Genomic DNA, 17326 nt, shown 5'->3' on the forward strand with positions numbered 1-17326 from the left:
CGCCCGCGGCATCAGTTGTGCCGTTCGCCGATCCTGTTCTCTTCCGGACTCCAGACGCTGAGCCCTTCCGTCGGGTCCAGCGGCAGCTCCCACGGGCGCGCGGCGATCGCCTGCATCGTCGCGTCGAACCCGGCCTGGCGGCGCGCCGCGATGCCGTCCGGCGTGAAATCGATGTCCTTCCACTGATCGTCGCCGTCGAGGCGCGGCGCCGCGAGCTTGATCACGTGCATCGTGGTCTGGCAGCCCCACGCGGCGAGCGCCTGCACGTCGGGCGACTTGCGCTCGGCCTCCGGCAGCCGCATGACCAGTTCCTTGATCACGTGGCGCAGCCCGTGAATCTGCTGTTGCCGCGCGATGTTGCTGTCCGTGCGGCTCGCATACTGGATGTCCTTCTGCCGCTCCGACACCTGCCAGATGCTTTGCGGCTCGGGCCCGACCGGATTCCACATCTGCACCGAGAAGATGATCGAGCTGCGGCGCGGCGCGTCGTCCAGCACGACCTCGACCGGCGTATTCGAATAGATGCCGCCGTCCCAGTAGGGCGCGCCGTCGACCCGCACGGCCGGGAACGCGGGCGGCAGCGCGCCCGAGCTCATCACGTGGTCGAGGTCGAGCGGCCGGTCGCGTGAATCGAAATAGCGCATCGTGCCGGTGCACGCGTTGACCGCGCCGACGGTCAGCCGTGGCCGGCGCGCGTTCAGCAGGTCGAGATCGACCAGAGACGCGAGCGTGTCGCGCAGCGGCTCGACCAGATAGTAGGACGCGTGCTCGACGCCGACGCGCGCGAGCGGCCCGAGCCATGCGGCGGGATTCGGCCGGAAGAATCCCGGGATCCCGGCGCCGATGACTGCGAGCTCGGCGCCGATCTTGTCCCAGGTGGTCGGGAAGCCCGGCACGTTCACGGCGGGCCGTTCGGTCACATGGCGCCAGAATTCGGCCATCCGCTGCGCGCGGTGTCCGGGTGCGTTGCCGGCGATCAGCGCCGCGTTGATCGCGCCGATCGACGTGCCGATGACCCAGTCGGGCTGAATGCCCGACGCGTCCAGAGCCTCGAATACGCCGAGCTGGTATGCACCCAGCGCGCCGCCGCCCTGAAGCACGAGCACGACCTGGCCCGGCAGTTTCGGATGTGCGGGTTGACTTGCCGTCATCGCTTTCCTCGCAGTCGGTGACGGCCGGCGGGTTCCGGCCGAATGGAACCAGTGTAGGCGATCGACGCGCACCGTCCGTCATGCCGGATCGTTGCGCGTCTCCCCCGGGGTCGTGTCATTCCACGGTGATGGTCTCCTTCATGTACGGATGAATTCCGCAGAACACCTTGTAGACCCCCGGCTTGTCGAAGCGGAACGAGTAGGTCTCGTCCTGGTCGAGCGCTTTCGAATGGAAGATGCCCGCGTCGTTGACGACGGTGTGCGGTTCCGCGTCGAGGTTCTTCCACGTGATCGTCGTGCCGGCCTTGATCGTGGTCGACATCGGCGAAAACATGAAATTGCGGATCGTCACGAGCGGGCCGGCTGGAGTTTGCGCGAACGCGGCGAGCGGCGTGCCGGCGGCGGCCGCGCACAGGATCAGCGCGGCCGGCAGCATCGAGGGCTTGAAGAAGGTCATGTCGGTCTCCTTGCGTATCCGGATCAGGCGAGCGTCGTGTCGCGCAGTGATGCTGTCGTGGGATGGCCGGCGAAATCGACGGTCGTCACGCCGAGCATCGCGGGCAGCCGGTCGCGCGGCACAGTGAGCGGCACGGGGCCTGGGCCGTTGCCGGCGGTCGGCTGCGGAAACGCGGTGGAGCGCGCGGTATGAAACGTCACGTTGCCCTCGACCTTCGACACGATCTGGTGGATGTGTCCGTTCAGCACGGTGACCGAGCCGAAGCGGCGCAGCAGCGCCATCGTCTGCGGCGCATCGCCGGTGCCCCAGCCCCACGGCTCGTAGATGGTCCACATCGGCATGTGCGAGAACACGACGATCGGCGTGCTCGACGACTGCCCCTTCAGGTCCTGCGCGAGCCATGCGAGCTGATCGTCGCCGAAGCTGCCGAGCCCGTTCGGCTTGAAGTGCATCACGTTGACGAGCGCGACGAAGTGAACGCCCGCGTGATCGAAGCTGTAGTAGCCGCGGTTGTCCGACGCCTTGCCGAACCGGCTGAAGTATTCGGCGCCGGAACCGTCGGTCACGTCGTGTTCGCCGGGTACCGTGTGCAGTTCCGGCACGCGTAGCCCGGACAGCAGCTGCGACGCGTGGTCGAATTCCTCCGGTTTGGATAAGTGCGTGATGTCGCCGGTATGGATCGCGAGCGCGGGCGCGGTGGACATCCCGTTGACCAGATCGATGGTTTGCCGCAGCGTGGCCGCGACGTCGGGATTCGCGTCCTTGTTGAAACCAATGTGCGTGTCGCTAATCTGGACGAACAACGGCCGGCCCGCCTTCGCGGGGACGGCGGCGCCGCTTTGCGCGAGCGCGAGATCGAACGGCGTCAGGATGCCGCCCGATAGCGTAAACAGCGTGCCGAGGCCGCCGAACGCCATGCATTGCAGGGCCTTGCGGCGCGACGGACGAGTAGGGGTCGATGAAGACATGGGAGCCTCGCAATCGTATGACGTAACCGGACGGCCGGATCGTCCAGGAATAAGCCGGCGCATTCGCATGCCATACCGGCGCGGCGACGGATTTATTCCCGCGTGTTACGAGGTTGGGCACCGCTGCTCGCGGCTTGCGGCGCGAGGACGAAGCGCAGGCGCATGACGTGTCAATGTCCTGTAAGTGACACGTCACAGTTGCGTCATCCGCGCCCGATAGCCTGCGACACCGAATCACCTTCTCCGGAGCCCCTCATGCTGAATCTCGCGGCAACGGAAGCCAGCGGTGCGGCCAGTCATCGGACGCACATCATCAGCCTGGCGCTGCCTTGTCAGGCTGCCGGCCATCGTCCGCCCGACGCCTGGGAATTTGTTCCGGGCCGCACCCGCTGACGCGGCGATCGGCCATCCCATCGATTTTCAATTCGACCAAGACGCTACCGATGGATATCCGTTTCTTCGACCCGAATCGCACCGCCAACGCATCCGCGTGGCGCGTGCTCCCCAATCGCTGGGACGCGGTCGCGTTTCCGTTGATCATCGGCATCCTCGCGATGGCGATCGTCGGCTTCCATCAGACGCTGGCGCCGATCGCGACCCTGCAGGCCCAGAAGATCTCGCTCGATCCGTCGAACCTGCCCGAATACGCGCTGCGCACGACGCTGCGCATGCTCGCCGCGATGGCGGCCTCGCTCGTGTTCACGCTGGTCTACGGCACGCTGGCCGCGAAGAGCCGCCGTGTAGGCATGGTGTTGATCCCGATCCTCGACATCCTGCAGTCGGTGCCGGTGCTCGGCTACATCTCGTTTACGGTCACGTTCTTCCTCGCGCTGTTCCCCGGCCGCGTGCTCGGCGCCGAGCTGGCCGCGATCTTCGCGATCTTCACGAGCCAGGCGTGGAACATGACGTTCAGCTTCTACCAGTCGCTGCGCACGGTGCCGCGCGACCTGAGCGAAGTGTCGCGCGGCTTCCACCTGACGTCGTGGCAGCGCTTCTGGAAGCTCGAGGTGCCGTTCTCGATGCCCGGGCTGATCTGGAACATGATGATGTCGATGTCGGGCGGCTGGTTCTTCGTCGTCGCGTCGGAGGCGATCACCGTCGGCAACCAGACGATCACGCTGCCGGGAATCGGCGCATATCTCGCGCAGGCGATCTCGGACAAGAACCTCGGCGCGGTGGGCTGGGTGATCGTCGCGATGTCCGTCGTAATCCTCGCGTATGACCAGTTCCTGTTCCGTCCGCTCGTTGCATGGGCCGACAAGTTCCGGATGGAGAACACCGCGTCGGGCGATGCGCCGCAATCGTGGCTGCTCGACATGATGCGCCGCACGCACCTGATCCATCAGTTGCTGGTGCCTGCCGGCTGGCTGCTGTCGCAGGCCGCGCGGATTCCGTTGCGCGCGCCGTCGCGGAACGGCGCTCCCTCGCGCGCTGCGTCGGCGCGTGGATCGTCGCGCCTCGGCGATATCGTGTGGGGAACGTTCGTGATCCTGATCACCGTGTACGTCGGATGGCGCGTCGTCGGCTTCGTCGCGACCGGCGTGACGATGGGTGACGTCGGCCACGTGCTCGTGCTCGGTCTCATCACGCTGCTGCGCGTGCTGGTGCTGATCGCGATCGCGTCGGTGATCTGGGTGCCGCTCGGCGTGCTGATCGGGTTGCGCCCCGCCCTCGCCGAGAAGATCCAGCCGCTCGCGCAGTTCCTCGCCGCGTTCCCCGCCAATCTGCTGTTCCCGGTGTTTGTGATCGTCATCGTCCACTTCCACCTGAACGCGGACATCTGGTTGTCGCCGCTGATTGTGCTCGGCACGCAGTGGTACATCCTGTTCAACGTGATCGCCGGCGCGATGTCCTATCCGAACGACTACAAGGAAGCGACGAAGAATTTTCGCATCCGCGGCTGGCAGTGGTGGCGCCAGGCGATCCTGCCCGGCATCTTCCCGTACTACGTGACCGGCGCGATCACCGCGTCGGGCGGCGCGTGGAACGCGAGCATCGTGTCCGAGTTCGTGCAGTGGGGCGACACGAAGGTCGTCGCGCACGGCCTCGGCTCCTACATCGCGCAGACCACCGCCGCCGGCGACTTCCCGAAGATCATCCTGGGCATCGCCGTGATGTCCCTGTTCGTTACCTTGTTCAACCGTCTGCTGTGGCGTCCGATGTACGCCTATGCGGAATCCCGGCTCCGTCTCGATTGAGAGTAAGCGCGATGCAAAATTCGACCGTTATCAACGCCCCCGTCAAGACGTCCCAGCCGCTGCAGCCGCCGCGCCTCGGCGAGGAAATCCTGCGTGTCGATCACGTCTGCCGCGGCTTCAACAAGACGCAGGGCGAATTGCTCGTGCTCGACGACGCGAACCTGTCGCTGCGCGAAGGCGAGATCGTCGGGCTGCTCGGCCGTTCGGGGTCGGGCAAGTCGACGCTGCTGCGGATCATCGCCGGGCTGATCGAGCCGACCGGCGGTGAAGTGACGTATCTCGGCAAGCCGCTGCGCGGCCCGGCCGAAGGCGTCGCGATGGTGTTCCAGACCTTCGCGCTGTTCCCGTGGCTGACCGTGTTGCAGAACGTGGAAGCCGGGCTGGAAGCGCTGGGCGTCGGCGCACGCGAGCGGCGCGAGCGCGCGCTCGCCGCGATCGACCTGATCGGTCTCGACGGTTTCGAGAACGCGTATCCGCGCGAGTTGTCGGGCGGCATGCGCCAGCGCGTGGGCTTCGCGCGCGCGCTCGTCGTCGATCCGACGATCCTGCTGATGGACGAGCCGTTCTCCGCACTCGACGTGCTGACGGCCGAAACGCTGCGTACCGACCTGCTGGACCTGTGGACGCAAGGCCGGATGCCGATCAAGTCGGTGCTGATCGTCACGCACAACATCGAGGAAGCGGTGTTCATGTGCGACCGGATCCTGGTGCTGTCGTCCAACCCGGGCCGCGTGATCGCCGAGATCAAGGTGCCGTTCAAGCATCCGCGCAACCGCCTCGATCCCGCCTTCCGCAAGCTGGTCGACGACATCTACGCAAAGATGACGGCGCGCCAGACCGGCGAGGCGACGAAAAAGGGGCTGGAGCTGGGCAGCTGGCTGCCGCAGGTGTCGACCAACCTGATGGCCGGCCTGATCGAGACGCTCGCGATGGCGCCGTACCACGGCCGCGCGGACATGCCGGAAATCGCGCGCACGCTGCATCTGGAAGTGGACGACCTGTTCCCGATCGCCGAAGTGCTGCAGTACCTCGGTTTTGCCGACGTGCGGGAAGGGGACGTGTTCCTGACGCCGTCGGCGCGCGTGTTCGCGGAGTTCGGCACGCAGGAGCGCAAGCTGATGTTCGCGGATCATCTGCTCAAGCACGTGCCGCTCGCCGCGCGGATCAAGAAGGTGCTGAACGAGCGCCCGGGCCATCGCGCGCCGCGCGTGCGCTTCGAGCAGGAGCTGGAGGATTTTCTGTCGGACGGCGCGGCCGAGGAAACGCTCGATGCGGTGATCGATTGGGGGCGTTACGGCGAAGTATTTTCGTATAACGACAAGACGGAAGTATTCAGTCTTGAGGATGTGGAGTCGTGAAGCGTGCAAGTAGACACGTACGGGTCGATATTTATCTGCCATCGATGTCGCGATCGGCGCCTGCCGCACTGCCGGCAGCGCTGCCGATGAAGCTGTCCGCGCCAATGCCGGACGACGTGTGCAAGCAGTGGGTGTCGCGGGGTTCTTTCGTGATCAGGGCGGTGCCGAGTGGCAACTCGTGATTCCGAAGTCGCATTGGAAGAAGACGGATCCCGTCAAGCTGATCGTGACCGGCAACCGGAGGGAACTGATGCCATGAGCACGGTAGCGCGACGATGGCCGGAGCCGCACATTGAACGTCTGGATGTTGTTTTTCGATTCAAGTCGCAAGCCCCGCGACGTCGATAGCTGAAAGCTCATGCCCGAATGACGATCACCGCTACTCCGGCAAATCCCACTGATTCGCATCCCGCTCGACCCCACCCGTACTCAGCCGCTCGATCTTCTCCATCCGCTGCCGCGCCAGCTCGGGAAGCCGGTTCGTCACGCCGATCACCAGCGCTTCGGCGAGCGCGAGCGCGGGCACGTTCGTCTGCAGCATCGCGAACGGGCGTCCCTGAATCCGCAGCACGATCTCGGCGAATGCGCTGATCGGCGAGCGCCATTCGTCGGTAATCAGCAGCACCTTGACGCCGAGCTGATGCGCAGCCTGCGCGAACCGGATGCTGTCCTTCTGATAGCGGCGAAAATCGAAAATGACCAGCACGTCGGCGGGCCCCATGTCCGTCAGCGTGACCGACGCGAGATTCACGTTCGGCTCGACGTACTGCACATGCGGACGCGCATACGCGAGCGTGAAGGAAAACAGCGACGCGAGCGGCGCGGTGTAACGACCGCCGCCGCAGAACACGCGAAGGCCCGGATCGGCCAGCAGCGTCACCGCTTCGTCGAACGCCGCCGCGTCGAGCTCGTCGATCGTCGTGGCGAGCGCTTGCGAGAGCCGCTGGAAGATCGCCGAATGACTGTCGCGCATCCCCGATTCCGAGTGGAACGCATCCATCCGCGCGAGCGGCGAATTCATCGCGGTATCGATCTCGTCGTGCAACGCCTGCTGGAACGACGAGTAGTTCGGAAAGCCGATCCGCACGACGAAGCGAAACACGGTCGGGTCGCTGACTTCGGCTTGCTTCGCAAAGCTCGCGATCGGCCCGAGACCGAGGCTCGGATAGCGATCCAGCAGCGCATGCGCGACCTTCTGTTCCGACGGCGTGAAGCTATCCATCTGGGATAGCAGCAACGCCCTGATGCTTGTCCCCATCGGGCACTCCGGCTTGCTCGTATCTGAATGACAAACGGCAGACATATGTCTGCCGGCGACTCCACGCATGTTAGCCGATCGACGGCCCGCGGGCCGTGTACGGCTCGAGATTAGAGGGTCGCATCGCCTCCACTCCAATCATTCACATGTGTAATAAAACAAACATTCAAAGCGACTGCAAATCCATCAGGCATAGCGGAATAGTTCAGTGATAACCCTAGGTTTTTGAACAAAAACCTCGATGATATGATCGCGGCCTCGCCGGAATGTACTGTTCATTACATGTCGGATCGCATCACGGCGTTGCCGGTTTATTCGTCAGGAGGATTCCGTCATGAGGCGGCTCGTAGTACTCACCCTGTTGTCTGCCATGAGCGCGTGCGTGCTCGCCGCTTCGGAACCCGCGGTGGAAGCGAAGAACGGCATGGTCGTGTCGTCGCAGCATTTCGCGTCGCAGATCGGCGTCGACATCCTGAAGAAGGGCGGCAACGCGGTGGACGCCGCCGTGGCGGTCGGCTACGCGCAGGCGGTGACCAATCCGTGCTGCGGCAACATCGGCGGCGGCGGCTTCATGACCGTGCATCTGGCCGACGGCCGCGACCGGTTCATCAACTTCCGCGAGACGGCGCCAGCCGCGGCATCGGCGAACATGTATCTCGATGCGAAGGGCAACGTCATTCCGGACGACAGCCTGTACGGCTATCGCGCGGTCGGCGTGCCGGGCACGGTCGCCGGTCTCGACCTCGCGCAGCGCAAGTACGGCAAGCTGACGCGCAAGCAGGTGATGGAGCCGGCGATCCGGCTCGCGCGCGACGGCTTCGTGCTGACGCGCGGCGACACGGACATCCTCGACACGACGATCGAGCGCTTCAAGAAGGATCCGGAAGCCGCGCGCATCTTCCTGCGCCCGGACGGCACGCCGCTGCAGCCGGGAGACCGCCTGGTGCAGAAGGACCTGGCGCGCACGCTCGAGCGCATCGCGGAGCACGGCCCCGAAGCGTTCTATCACGGCGAGATCCCGAAGATCGTCGAAGCGGCCGCGAAGCGCGGCGGCGGCCTGATCACGGCAGCCGATTTCGCGTCGTATCGCGCGCAGGACGTCGCGCCGCTGACCTGTACGTATCGCGGCTACGAGTTCGTGTCGGCGCCGCCGCCGAGCTCGGGCGGCGTGACGATGTGCGAGACGCTGAACGTCCTCGAAGGCTATGACTTGCGCAAGATGGGCTATCAGTCGGCGTCGGTGGTCCACTACATGACCGAGGCGATGCGCCATGCCTACGAGGATCGCAACACGCTGCTGGGCGACCCGAACTTCATCGACAATCCCGTCGCGAAGCTGACGAGCAAGGCGTATGCGGCCGAGATCCGCAAGCAGATCAGCGGCGAGACGGCAACGGCGTCGGTCGACGTGCAGCCGGGCGTCGGCGTGCACGAGAAGCCGGAGACGACGCACTATTCGATCGTCGACCACGACGGCAACGCGGTGTCGACGACGTACACCGTCAACGGCCGCTTCGGCGCCGTGGTGATCGCGCCGGGCACGGGCCTCTTCCTGAACGACGAGATGGACGACTTCACCGTGAAGGTCGGCGCGCAGAACCTGTTCGGCCTCGTGCAGGGCACGCGCAACTCGATCGCACCGGGCAAGCGCCCGCTGTCGTCGATGGCGCCGACGATCGTGAAGAAGGACGGCAAGGTGTTCATGGTGGTCGGTTCGCCGGGCGGCTCGCGCATCATCACGATCACGCTGCAGACCGTGCTGAACGTGATCGACTACGGGATGACGCCGCAGGATGCGGTCGGTGCGCCGCGCGTCCATCATCAATGGCTGCCGGACGAGGTCTATTACGAGACCCGCGGCCTGTCGCCCGACACGCTCGCGATCCTGCACAAGATGGGCTACAAGATGGTCGAGCAGACGCCGTGGGGCGCCGCCGAGCTGATCATGGTCGGCCTGCCCGGCACCGAAGCGGCGAGCCACCAGAGTTCCGGTAACGACTCGTCGGTATCCGGCAATGTACGCGTCGGCTACATCTACGGCGTCAACGATCCGCGTCGCCCGGCCGGATCGGCGATCGGTTACTGACCGGTACTGACCTGATCCGATTTGATCGCATCATGCTGAACCGTTGCAACCGGCGTTCGCCATCGCGCGAGCGCCGGAGCAGCGACAGGGCGCACGACCGGCCCGCAACGCGCACCGTGGCACGGCACCGGCGCGGCGTTTTCTTCCATTCCTGCACCGTGCGTCGAGTACCGTTATGAACAAACGAATGTCCGCGGCAGTCTGGATCCTGCTCGCAATGGCGGCCGGCATCTTCATCGGCTACATGATCTATACGCAGTTTCCGGACAAGCAGTCCGCGACGGAAATCGCCGGCTACATCTCGCTGGTGTCCGACGTGTTCCTGCGCCTGATCAAGATGGTGATCGGCCCGCTGGTGTTCTCGACGCTCGTCGTCGGCATCGCGCACATGGGCGACGCATCGTCGGTGGGGCGCGTGTTCGTGAAGGCGTTCGCCTGGTTCGTCACCGCATCGCTGATTTCGCTGCTGCTCGGGCTGCTGATGGCGAACCTGCTGCACCCGGGGGAAAACCTCGGCCTGCCGCTGCCGGACGTTGGCGCATCGGCGCATCTGGCGACGTCCAAGTTCACGTTGAAGGATTTCGTCAGTCACATGGTGCCGAAGTCGATCGCCGAGGCGATGGCGAACAACGAGATCCTGCAGATCGTCGTGTTCTCGATGTTCTTCGGCGTCGCGCTGTCGGCGCTCGGCGAGCGCGGCAAGATCCTCGTGGCCGCGATCGACCAGCTGGCGCACGTGATGCTCAAGATCACCGGCTACGTGATGAAGCTCGCGCCGCTCGCGGTGCTGGCCGCGATGGCGTCGACCGTCGCGATCAACGGACTGTCGATCCTGCTGAAGTTCGCGGTGTTCATGGGCGACTTCTACGTGAGCCTGTTCCTGCTGTGGAGCACGCTCGTGGCCGCCGGCCTGCTGTTCCTCGGACGTCGTGTGTTCAAGCTGCTGGCGCTGATCAAGGAAGCGTTCATGCTGTCGTTCGCGACTGCCAGCTCCGAAGCCGCGTACCCGAAGATCCTCGACGCGCTCGACCGGTTCGGCGTGCGGCGCAAGATCTCGAGCTTCGTGATGCCGATGGGCTATTCGTTCAACCTCGACGGCTCGATGATGTACTGCACGTTCGCGTCGCTGTTCATCGCGCAGGCTTACAACATCCATCTGTCGCTCGGCACGCAGATCACGATGCTGCTGGTGCTGATGCTGACGTCGAAGGGGATGGCCGGCGTGCCGCGTGCATCGCTCGTCGTGATCGCGGCGACGCTGCACCAGTTCGACATTCCGGAAGCGGGGCTGCTGCTGATCCTCGGCGTCGACACGTTCCTCGACATGGGGCGCTCGGCCACCAATGCAGTGGGCAATTCGATCGCCAGCGCGGTGGTCGCGAAGTGGGAAGGCGAGTTGATGTCGGAGTCCGAAGCGAAGGCGCATGCCGCGCATCTCGACGCGGAACTGGAACGGCAGAACGGCGATCCGGCCTATGGCGCCGGTCGGGCGACGTCCGCTTAAGCGGCGCAGGCCTCGTCGAGGGACGCCGCCAGCACCATCGCGGCGGCGTTGCCCGGCGCCGAGCCGAGCAGCTGCGGCGCATAGACGCTGTCGCCGGGCGCGATCGGCCGCCCCGACAGCGCGCAGACGCCGCGCTTGCGCGTCGTGAACAGCCGCCACTTCTGATAACCGTAGTGGCCGGTGCACGCGTCGCGCCACGAAATCATCACGGTGTCGGCGGTGGGCCGCTCCAGCACGCTGATGGTCGGCTGGCTCGTCGCGTCCCACGACGGCAAGCGGTCGCGCGTGACGCTGCGCCTGCGCGGCGCGGCCCATGAGACGGACGGCATGTCGAAGCTGCCGATCGCGGCGACGGTCCTGAGCCAGGCGGCTGCACTGTTGCTCATGTCTGCTTTCCTCGAAACGTTACGCAATGTGTCAAGACAGGCGGATGCGCGGCTGCACGCAGCCGTTGATCCGTTCGGCGATCCACAGCAGCGTCGCCTTGGAGAATCCGTGCAGCGCCTGCTGGTGCCGCCGGTACAGCATCAGATGGCTGAACTGGGCGAAACGCCCCTGGATGAAGCCGCCGCGGAAGAACCCGAATTGCCCGAGCGTGCCGAATGCGTCGTAGTCGCTGATCGACACGAGCGCGCCGAAATCGTGGAACGCGAACGGCGGCAACGGCTTGCCGTCGAGCCATGCGGGCAGGTGTTTCGCGAGATGCTCGGCCTGCTGGGTCGCCACCTGCGCGGTCGGCGGCAGCGGCCGCTGCTGGCCGTCGGGTTGCAGGCTCGCGCAATCGCCGATCGCGAACACGTGTTCGTCGGCCGTGGCCTGCAACGTGGGCCCGACCATGATCTGGTTCGCACGGTTCGTATCGAGCCCGCCCAGCGCCTGCATGAAATCGGACGCCTTCACGCCGGCCGCCCACACCATCAAATCCGCCTCGGCAAACGAACCGTCTCCATAGTGGAAGCCGTTCGCATCGGCCGCCGTGACGCGCGTCGACGTCAGCACGTGAATGCCGATCTGTTCGAGCCGGCGCTGCGCGGAAGCGGAAATCCTCGGCGGAAACGCGGCGAGGATGCGCGGGCCGCTTTCGAGCAGCGTCAGCTGCAGCCGCTCGCGCACCGTCTCATCACCATACGCCTGCGCGATTTCCAGCAGCCGGCTCAGCTCCGCTGCCAGCTCCACGCCCGTCGCGCCCGCACCGACGATCGCGACGCGAAACGGCTCGTCGCGCGCGATGCTGCGGAACACGCGCATCCGCAGCGCTTCGTTGAAGGTTTCGGCCTGCTGCTGGCTGTCGATGAAGTAGCAGTGCTCGCGCACGCCCGGCACGCCGAAATCATTGGCCTGGCTGCCGAGCGCGAGGATCAGCACGTCGTATTCGAGCTCGCGCGCGTCGATCAGGAGTTCGCCGTCCGGCGAGCGGATCTCGCGGAGCTGTACGCGGCGGCGCGCGCGATCGAGTCCTTTCAGTTCGCCGGGCTGATACGTGTAGCCGTGGTCGCGCGCGTGGGCGAGGAAGATCACCTGCTGTTGCTGCACGTCGCGCGTGCCGGCCGCGATCGTATGCAGCATTGGCTTCCACACGTGGGTCGGGCTGCGGTCGACGACGGTGACCTGCGCGCGCCCGCTACGGCCAAGGCGTTCGCCGAGGCGGGTCGCGAGCTGCAAGCCGGCGATTCCGCCGCCGACGATGACGATGCGGGCAGGGCGAGTAAGGGTTGTCATGGATAAATCATCACGTGATGAATAAGGTATGATCCTAGCGCTTCCCGGCTTCGCGTGTCAACGGAGTGGGCAGGCGGCCCGGCCCGGGCGACGCGAAACCGGGGCACGAACACGGGCGTTCGAATCAATCAACAGGAGCAGGAATACGTGGCTGAAGTCACTGAGTGCGCGCCGTCGAAGCGGCGCACGCGCGGGCGGCCGCTGGCGGACGCGTCCGTCGGTCCGGACGTGATATTGCGAGCCGCGCGCCGCACGTTCGCGAAGCGCGGCTATGATGCGACGAGCGTGCGTGAGGTCGCGCGCGAGCTGGGCATCGACGCGGCGCTGATCGCCCATCATTTCGGCACGAAGGAAACGCTGTGGCTGGCGGTCGTCGAGCAGATCGCCGAGCTGGCCGAGCCGATGTTCGATGCGTTGCGCGCGCTGCGCACGTCGTCATTGCCGCATCGCGAGCGCATGCGGCGCGCGATCGAGCTGTGTGTCGATCACGAATTCGACGAGCCGGACATCGGCATGTTCTTCTCGACCGCTGCGACCGAGGAGGGCGCGCGGCTCGACCGGCTGCGGGAGCGGCTCGTGCGGCCGTATCACGACGCGATGTTTCCGCTGCTGGCGGAGGCTGTCGACGCCGGCGCGATCCGCCCGGTCGATCCCGATGTGCTGTTCTTCATGATCGCGAGCGCGGTCGGCACGACGGTGTCGTATAGCCACCTGATTCTGGAGTTCACGTCGTTGCCCACGCGGCAGGATGCGTTCCGGCAGGCCGTGCTCGACGTCGCGCTCAACTTCCTGCTCGACTGAGCGCCGTGCGCGCGACGCGCGCGATCTCGTCGCCGTCACGTCGCGGTCACGTCGCGGTCACGTCGCGGTCACCAGCCCCAGCGTGCCAACCGCGTGCCGCGCGGTGTCGCGCAGCGCGTCGACGAGCGACGACGGCGTCCGGTACGCGATTGCCAGTTCGTACGCGAGCGGGCTGCCCGCGCCCGTCAGTTCGCAGAACGTAATGCCTTGCGGCTGCATCGGCACGAATAGCCGCGGCATCAGCGCGACACCGATGCCGCCCGCGACGAGTCCGGCCGTCGTCTGCATCTGGCGCGGCTGCTGGACCACGCGCGGCGCGAAGCCGGCCTGCGCGCACGCCGTCACGATCCGCGCATGCATGCCGGGCCCATGATGCGCGGCAAACAGCACCCATGGTTCGTCCGCCAGCTCGGCCAGCGCGATGCGGCGGCGGCGCGCAAGCTGGTGGCCGTCGGGCAGCGCGGCGACCATCCGGTCGCGCAGCAGCGGCTCGACGTGCACGTCGCCGGCATCGGCCACCGGCAGCACGACGAGGCCGACGTCCGTGCGGTCCTGCCGCAGCGCGAGCACCTGCTCGGCGGTCGTGCCTTCTTCCAGCTGGAAATCGACGTCCGGATGCCGTTCCTGGAACGCGCGGAGGATCAGCGGCAGCAGCGCGTTGACCGTGCTGTCGACGAACCGCAGCCGCAGCGTGCCGCCCAGGCCGGCGCCCGCGCGTCGCGCCACGGCCACCGCCCGCTCGGCCTGCTCGAGCGCGCGGCGCGCTTCGAGCAGGAAGGCATCGCCGGCCGGCGTGAGCGTCGCGCCGCGGTTGTCGCGTTCGAACAGCGCGACGCCCAACTGTTCCTCGAGCTTGCGGATGGCCGCGCTGAGCGGCGGCTGCGCCATGTGCAGGCGCTCGGCGGCGCGCCGGAAGCTGAGCGTTTCGGCGACGGCAATGAACTGCCGGAACTGGCGCAAATCGATCATTGCGATACCTTTCGCGTATCGGATGGTCATCGAATTCGTATTTTACCTATCGCCATGCGTTGTCCAGACTGCCAATGTCATCAATCGTCAACACCGAGGAAAGGAGGGCAGCACATGACAGGCAGCGAACGGCAACGTACCGCGATCGTCACGGGCGGGTCGAGCGGAATCGGCTTCGCGATCGCAAGCCGGCTGGTGGGGGACGGGTATCGCGTCGCGATCATCGGGCGCGATGCGGGGCGGCTGGACGCGGCCGTCGCGCGGCTCGGCACCGCGGCGATCGGGCAGGCGGCCGATCTGAGCGTGCGGCGCGACGCGGCATCGGCGGTCGCGGCGATCGTCGCGCGGTGGCCGCGCATCGACGTGCTGGTCAACAACGCGGGGCTGACGGGGCGGGTGGGCGCGGACACCGAGGCGGGCGACGCCGAAACCGTATGGGATGCCGTCCTCGCTGCGAACCTCAAAAGCACGTTCATCACGACGCTGGCCGTGCTGCCGCACCTGGCCGAGCGCGCGGCGCGAATCGTGAACATCGGGTCGATCGCGGCGCGCGCCGGCAGCCTCCTGCCGGGCGGCCTCGCGTATGCGGCGGCGAAGGCGGGCGTCGAAGGGTTCACCGTCGCGCTGGCGCGCGAGCTCGGGCCGCGCGGCGTCACGGTCAATACGGTCGCGCCCGGCTATATCGCCGATACGCGTTTGTTCGGCGATGCCGGCGTCGCACCGGCCATCGCGATGACGATCCGCGAGCAGACGCCGGTCGGCCGCGCCGGCCATCCGGACGACATCGCGGACGCGGTCGCGTGGCTCGCCGGGCCGCGCGCGGCATTCGTCACCGGCGCGACGATCGCGGTGAACGGCGGCTGGCGGGTCGGGTGACGCGCAAAGGCGGCGCGGGGCGTCGCGCCAGCCGCATGCGTCAGTCGAGATCGGGCGGCGTATCGCCGAGCCAGCGCCGCGCGCCGGGGCCGTTGCGCCCCGCGCGATCCTGGGGATTGGTCAACTTGCAGCGCTTCAGCGACAGGCAGCCGCAGCCGATGCATTCGTCGAGGTTGATGTAGAGCCGCTGCAGCTCCTCGATCCGGTTCGCGACGCGCTGCTTCCAGCCGCGCGACAGCCGCTGCCAATCCTTGTTGGTCGGCGCGGTGTCTTCCGGCAGGCTCACGAGCTGCTCCGCGATCTCGTCGAGTGAATAGCCGATCTTCTGCGCGAACACGATGAACGCGATCAGCCGCAGCACCGCGCGCGAATAGTGGCGATGGCTCGAGCCGTTACGGTGCGACTTGATCAGCCCGCGCATCTCGTAGAAGCGCAGCGTGGACGCCGGCACGCCACTGCGCGCGGCCACTTCGCGGATCGACATCAGCGGCCATTGCGGAGTTTCATCGATACCCATGCGCCCTCCGGAAAAGCTTGACTTGAAGTTAACTTCAACTTTTATGCTGCGCGGCAGTTTAACCCGTCGCGAGGCGTCATGCTTCCCTTATCCCTACGCAGGACGTCGCCTTTCGGCGCGGCCTGCGTACTGCTGCCGGCGTTCGTCGGACTGCTGCATTTCGTGCTCCTGAGGTATATCCGGAAGCGGAAGGCATGTACGGTCTGCGCGGCCGCTTCGTTGTGCGCGGTGGCAAGCGGGCGGCGAGCGGTCTCGGCACCCCGGTGATCCAGCCGAAGGGTACTGAACGCCGCGTCGCGTGTCGGCTGCGGTGCGGATCAGTGGAACGTACTGCCCGCGAGCATTCCGCCGTTGACGATGAATTCCGAGCCCGTGCAGTACGCGGATTCGTCGGATGCGAGGAACAGCACGAGGCTCGCGACTTCGTCGGGTTTGCCGATGCGTGCGATCGGCAGCCCGCTATAGATCGACGACGGGTCGAAGTCCGCGTATTCCGGCGGGCGCGCCATCACGGTGTCGATGCCGCCTGGGTGGACCGAATTCACGCGGATTCCGTAGCGGCCGAACTCGAGCGCGGCGGCCTTCGTCATCCCGCGCACCGCGAACTTGCTCGACACATACGCGCTGCCGCCGGCCACGCCTTCCATCCCGGCCGTCGACGACACGTTGGCGATCGAGCCGCCGCCCGCATCCTTCAGCGCGGCCAGCGCCGATTTCATGCCGAGCCAGCAGCCGACCTGGTTCACGTCGATCACCTTGCGATAGTCGTCGAGCGAACAGGACTCGATCGGCACGAGCTTCAGGATCGCCGCGTTGTTCACGAGGATGTCGAGCCGCCCGAAATGCGCGAGCGTTGCAAGCACGGCGGTGTGCCAATCGTCTTCGTTCGTCACGTCGAGATGCTGGTAGCGCGCGGCGTCGCCAAGTTCGGCCGCGACGCGGCGGCCGGCGTCGTCCAGCACGTCGGCGATCACCACGCGTGCACCTTCGGCGACGAACCGGCGCGCCTCCGCCTCGCCCTGGCCGCGGGCGCCGCCCGTGATCAACGCCACTTTGCCTTCGAGTCGTTTCATCGTGTTTGCTCCTTTGAGTGAAGGGGCGGCGGCCGATGTGTCGATGATGCGGACCGGATCGGCGCGGTCCCATGCGCGCGCTTGGGTGATGCCAAGCGCGATCATGGCGCGCATGCCGGTGCCTTCGTTCACTTCGTGGCGGGGTGCGCGAATGCGCGCGGCGTCGTTCGGTGCGGGACGTGGCGCGCGATGAATGACGGCCATGATGGCAACAAAGCGGGCGCTGCGTGCCGTCCAAACGGATGAGCTGCGGTCTCCGGAATGTGCCGGATGTCGTACGGCGCAGCGACGATGCGTGCGGGAGAGGTGAAGGCCGGAAAGCGGGAGGAGAAGGGAGGGGTGACCCGCGCGTTACCCCGCGCTGGGCCACGGCTGTATGTATGTGCCTCGG

16 protein-coding genes are annotated in these 17326 nt (G+C 66.4%); 7 read left to right on the plus strand and 9 right to left on the minus strand.

From position 1 onward, the window contains the following. Positions 1-11: 11 nt before the first annotated feature. The 3 genes from FFI87_RS21540 to FFI87_RS21550 form a co-directional block, all read right to left on the minus strand. Positions 12-1151: a patatin-like phospholipase family protein gene (locus FFI87_RS21540; protein WP_138849101.1), complete on the minus strand. Its 1140-nt coding sequence runs from the start codon at positions 1149-1151 to the stop codon at positions 12-14. Positions 1152-1266: 115 nt separating this feature from the next. Further along, complete coding sequence (locus FFI87_RS21545) at positions 1267-1608, minus strand: cupredoxin family copper-binding protein (protein ID WP_012366358.1); 342 nt, start codon at positions 1606-1608, stop codon at positions 1267-1269. Positions 1609-1631: 23 nt separating this feature from the next. Continuing rightward, the gene (locus FFI87_RS21550; RefSeq protein WP_012366357.1) at positions 1632-2576 is read right to left on the minus strand and encodes a metallophosphoesterase family protein; all 945 of its coding nucleotides are present in this window, start codon (positions 2574-2576) and stop codon (positions 1632-1634) included. 255 nt (positions 2577-2831) lie between these two features. Here FFI87_RS21550 and FFI87_RS34555 point away from each other — a divergent pair, with 255 nt between their 5' ends. Genes FFI87_RS34555 through FFI87_RS21560 form a run of 3 tightly spaced genes read left to right on the plus strand, consistent with a single transcriptional unit; the run spans position 2832 to position 6132 of the window. Next, on the plus strand, positions 2832-2969 hold the full coding sequence (locus FFI87_RS34555; protein WP_012366356.1) for a hypothetical protein: 138 nt from the start codon (positions 2832-2834) through the stop codon (positions 2967-2969). A gap of 50 nt (positions 2970-3019) precedes the next feature. Then, positions 3020-4774 (plus strand): ABC transporter permease, encoded by a 1755-nt coding sequence (locus tag FFI87_RS21555; protein ID WP_138849099.1) that lies wholly within the window; start codon positions 3020-3022, stop codon positions 4772-4774. A gap of 11 nt (positions 4775-4785) precedes the next feature. After that, positions 4786-6132 (plus strand): AAA-associated domain-containing protein, encoded by a 1347-nt coding sequence (locus FFI87_RS21560; RefSeq protein WP_138849097.1) that lies wholly within the window; start codon positions 4786-4788, stop codon positions 6130-6132. Positions 6133-6511: 379 nt separating this feature from the next. Here the strand turns inward: FFI87_RS21560 and FFI87_RS21570 are convergent, their stop codons facing one another. After that, complete coding sequence (locus FFI87_RS21570) at positions 6512-7390, minus strand: MurR/RpiR family transcriptional regulator (RefSeq protein WP_138849096.1); 879 nt, start codon at positions 7388-7390, stop codon at positions 6512-6514. Positions 7391-7724: 334 nt separating this feature from the next. Here FFI87_RS21570 and ggt point away from each other — a divergent pair, with 334 nt between their 5' ends. Beyond that, complete coding sequence (gene ggt, locus FFI87_RS21575) at positions 7725-9476, plus strand: gamma-glutamyltransferase (RefSeq protein ID WP_138849094.1); 1752 nt, start codon at positions 7725-7727, stop codon at positions 9474-9476. Between the two features lie 175 nt (positions 9477-9651). After that, the gene (locus FFI87_RS21580; RefSeq protein ID WP_138849092.1) at positions 9652-10980 is read left to right on the plus strand and encodes a dicarboxylate/amino acid:cation symporter; all 1329 of its coding nucleotides are present in this window, start codon (positions 9652-9654) and stop codon (positions 10978-10980) included. Here FFI87_RS21580 and FFI87_RS21585 read toward each other — a convergent pair. Together FFI87_RS21585 and FFI87_RS21590 are read right to left on the minus strand one after the other, a co-directional pair. Further along, positions 10977-11366, minus strand: coding sequence for a DUF3331 domain-containing protein (locus FFI87_RS21585; protein WP_006752593.1), 390 nt, complete (start codon positions 11364-11366; stop codon positions 10977-10979). The genes FFI87_RS21580 and FFI87_RS21585 overlap by 4 nt on opposite strands. 31 nt (positions 11367-11397) lie before the next feature. Further along, a complete protein-coding gene (locus FFI87_RS21590; RefSeq protein WP_138849091.1) occupies positions 11398-12699 on the minus strand; it encodes an NAD(P)/FAD-dependent oxidoreductase in 1302 nt (433 codons plus the stop codon). 147 nt (positions 12700-12846) lie between these two features. Between FFI87_RS21590 and FFI87_RS21595 the strand changes: the two genes are divergently transcribed. Further along, on the plus strand, positions 12847-13500 hold the full coding sequence (locus FFI87_RS21595; RefSeq protein WP_105787021.1) for a TetR/AcrR family transcriptional regulator: 654 nt from the start codon (positions 12847-12849) through the stop codon (positions 13498-13500). Positions 13501-13557: 57 nt separating this feature from the next. Here FFI87_RS21595 and FFI87_RS21600 read toward each other — a convergent pair whose 3' ends face one another. Beyond that, positions 13558-14469, minus strand: coding sequence for a LysR family transcriptional regulator (locus FFI87_RS21600; protein WP_138850204.1), 912 nt, complete (start codon positions 14467-14469; stop codon positions 13558-13560). 114 nt (positions 14470-14583) lie between these two features. Between FFI87_RS21600 and FFI87_RS21605 the strand changes: the two genes are divergently transcribed. After that, on the plus strand, positions 14584-15345 hold the full coding sequence (locus FFI87_RS21605) for an SDR family NAD(P)-dependent oxidoreductase (protein ID WP_138849089.1): 762 nt from the start codon (positions 14584-14586) through the stop codon (positions 15343-15345). A 40-nt stretch (positions 15346-15385) separates the two neighbouring features. Here FFI87_RS21605 and soxR read toward each other — a convergent pair whose 3' ends face one another. Next, complete coding sequence (soxR, locus tag FFI87_RS21610; RefSeq protein WP_012366345.1) at positions 15386-15862, minus strand: redox-sensitive transcriptional activator SoxR; 477 nt, start codon at positions 15860-15862, stop codon at positions 15386-15388. 317 nt (positions 15863-16179) lie between these two features. Continuing rightward, positions 16180-16935: a glucose 1-dehydrogenase gene (locus tag FFI87_RS21615; protein ID WP_138849087.1), complete on the minus strand. Its 756-nt coding sequence runs from the start codon at positions 16933-16935 to the stop codon at positions 16180-16182. Positions 16936-17326: the final 391 nt, after the last annotated feature.

Origin of the sequence: Burkholderia sp. KBS0801 (assembly GCF_005937855.2) — a bacterium.
GTDB lineage: Bacteria > Pseudomonadota > Gammaproteobacteria > Burkholderiales > Burkholderiaceae > Burkholderia > Burkholderia ambifaria.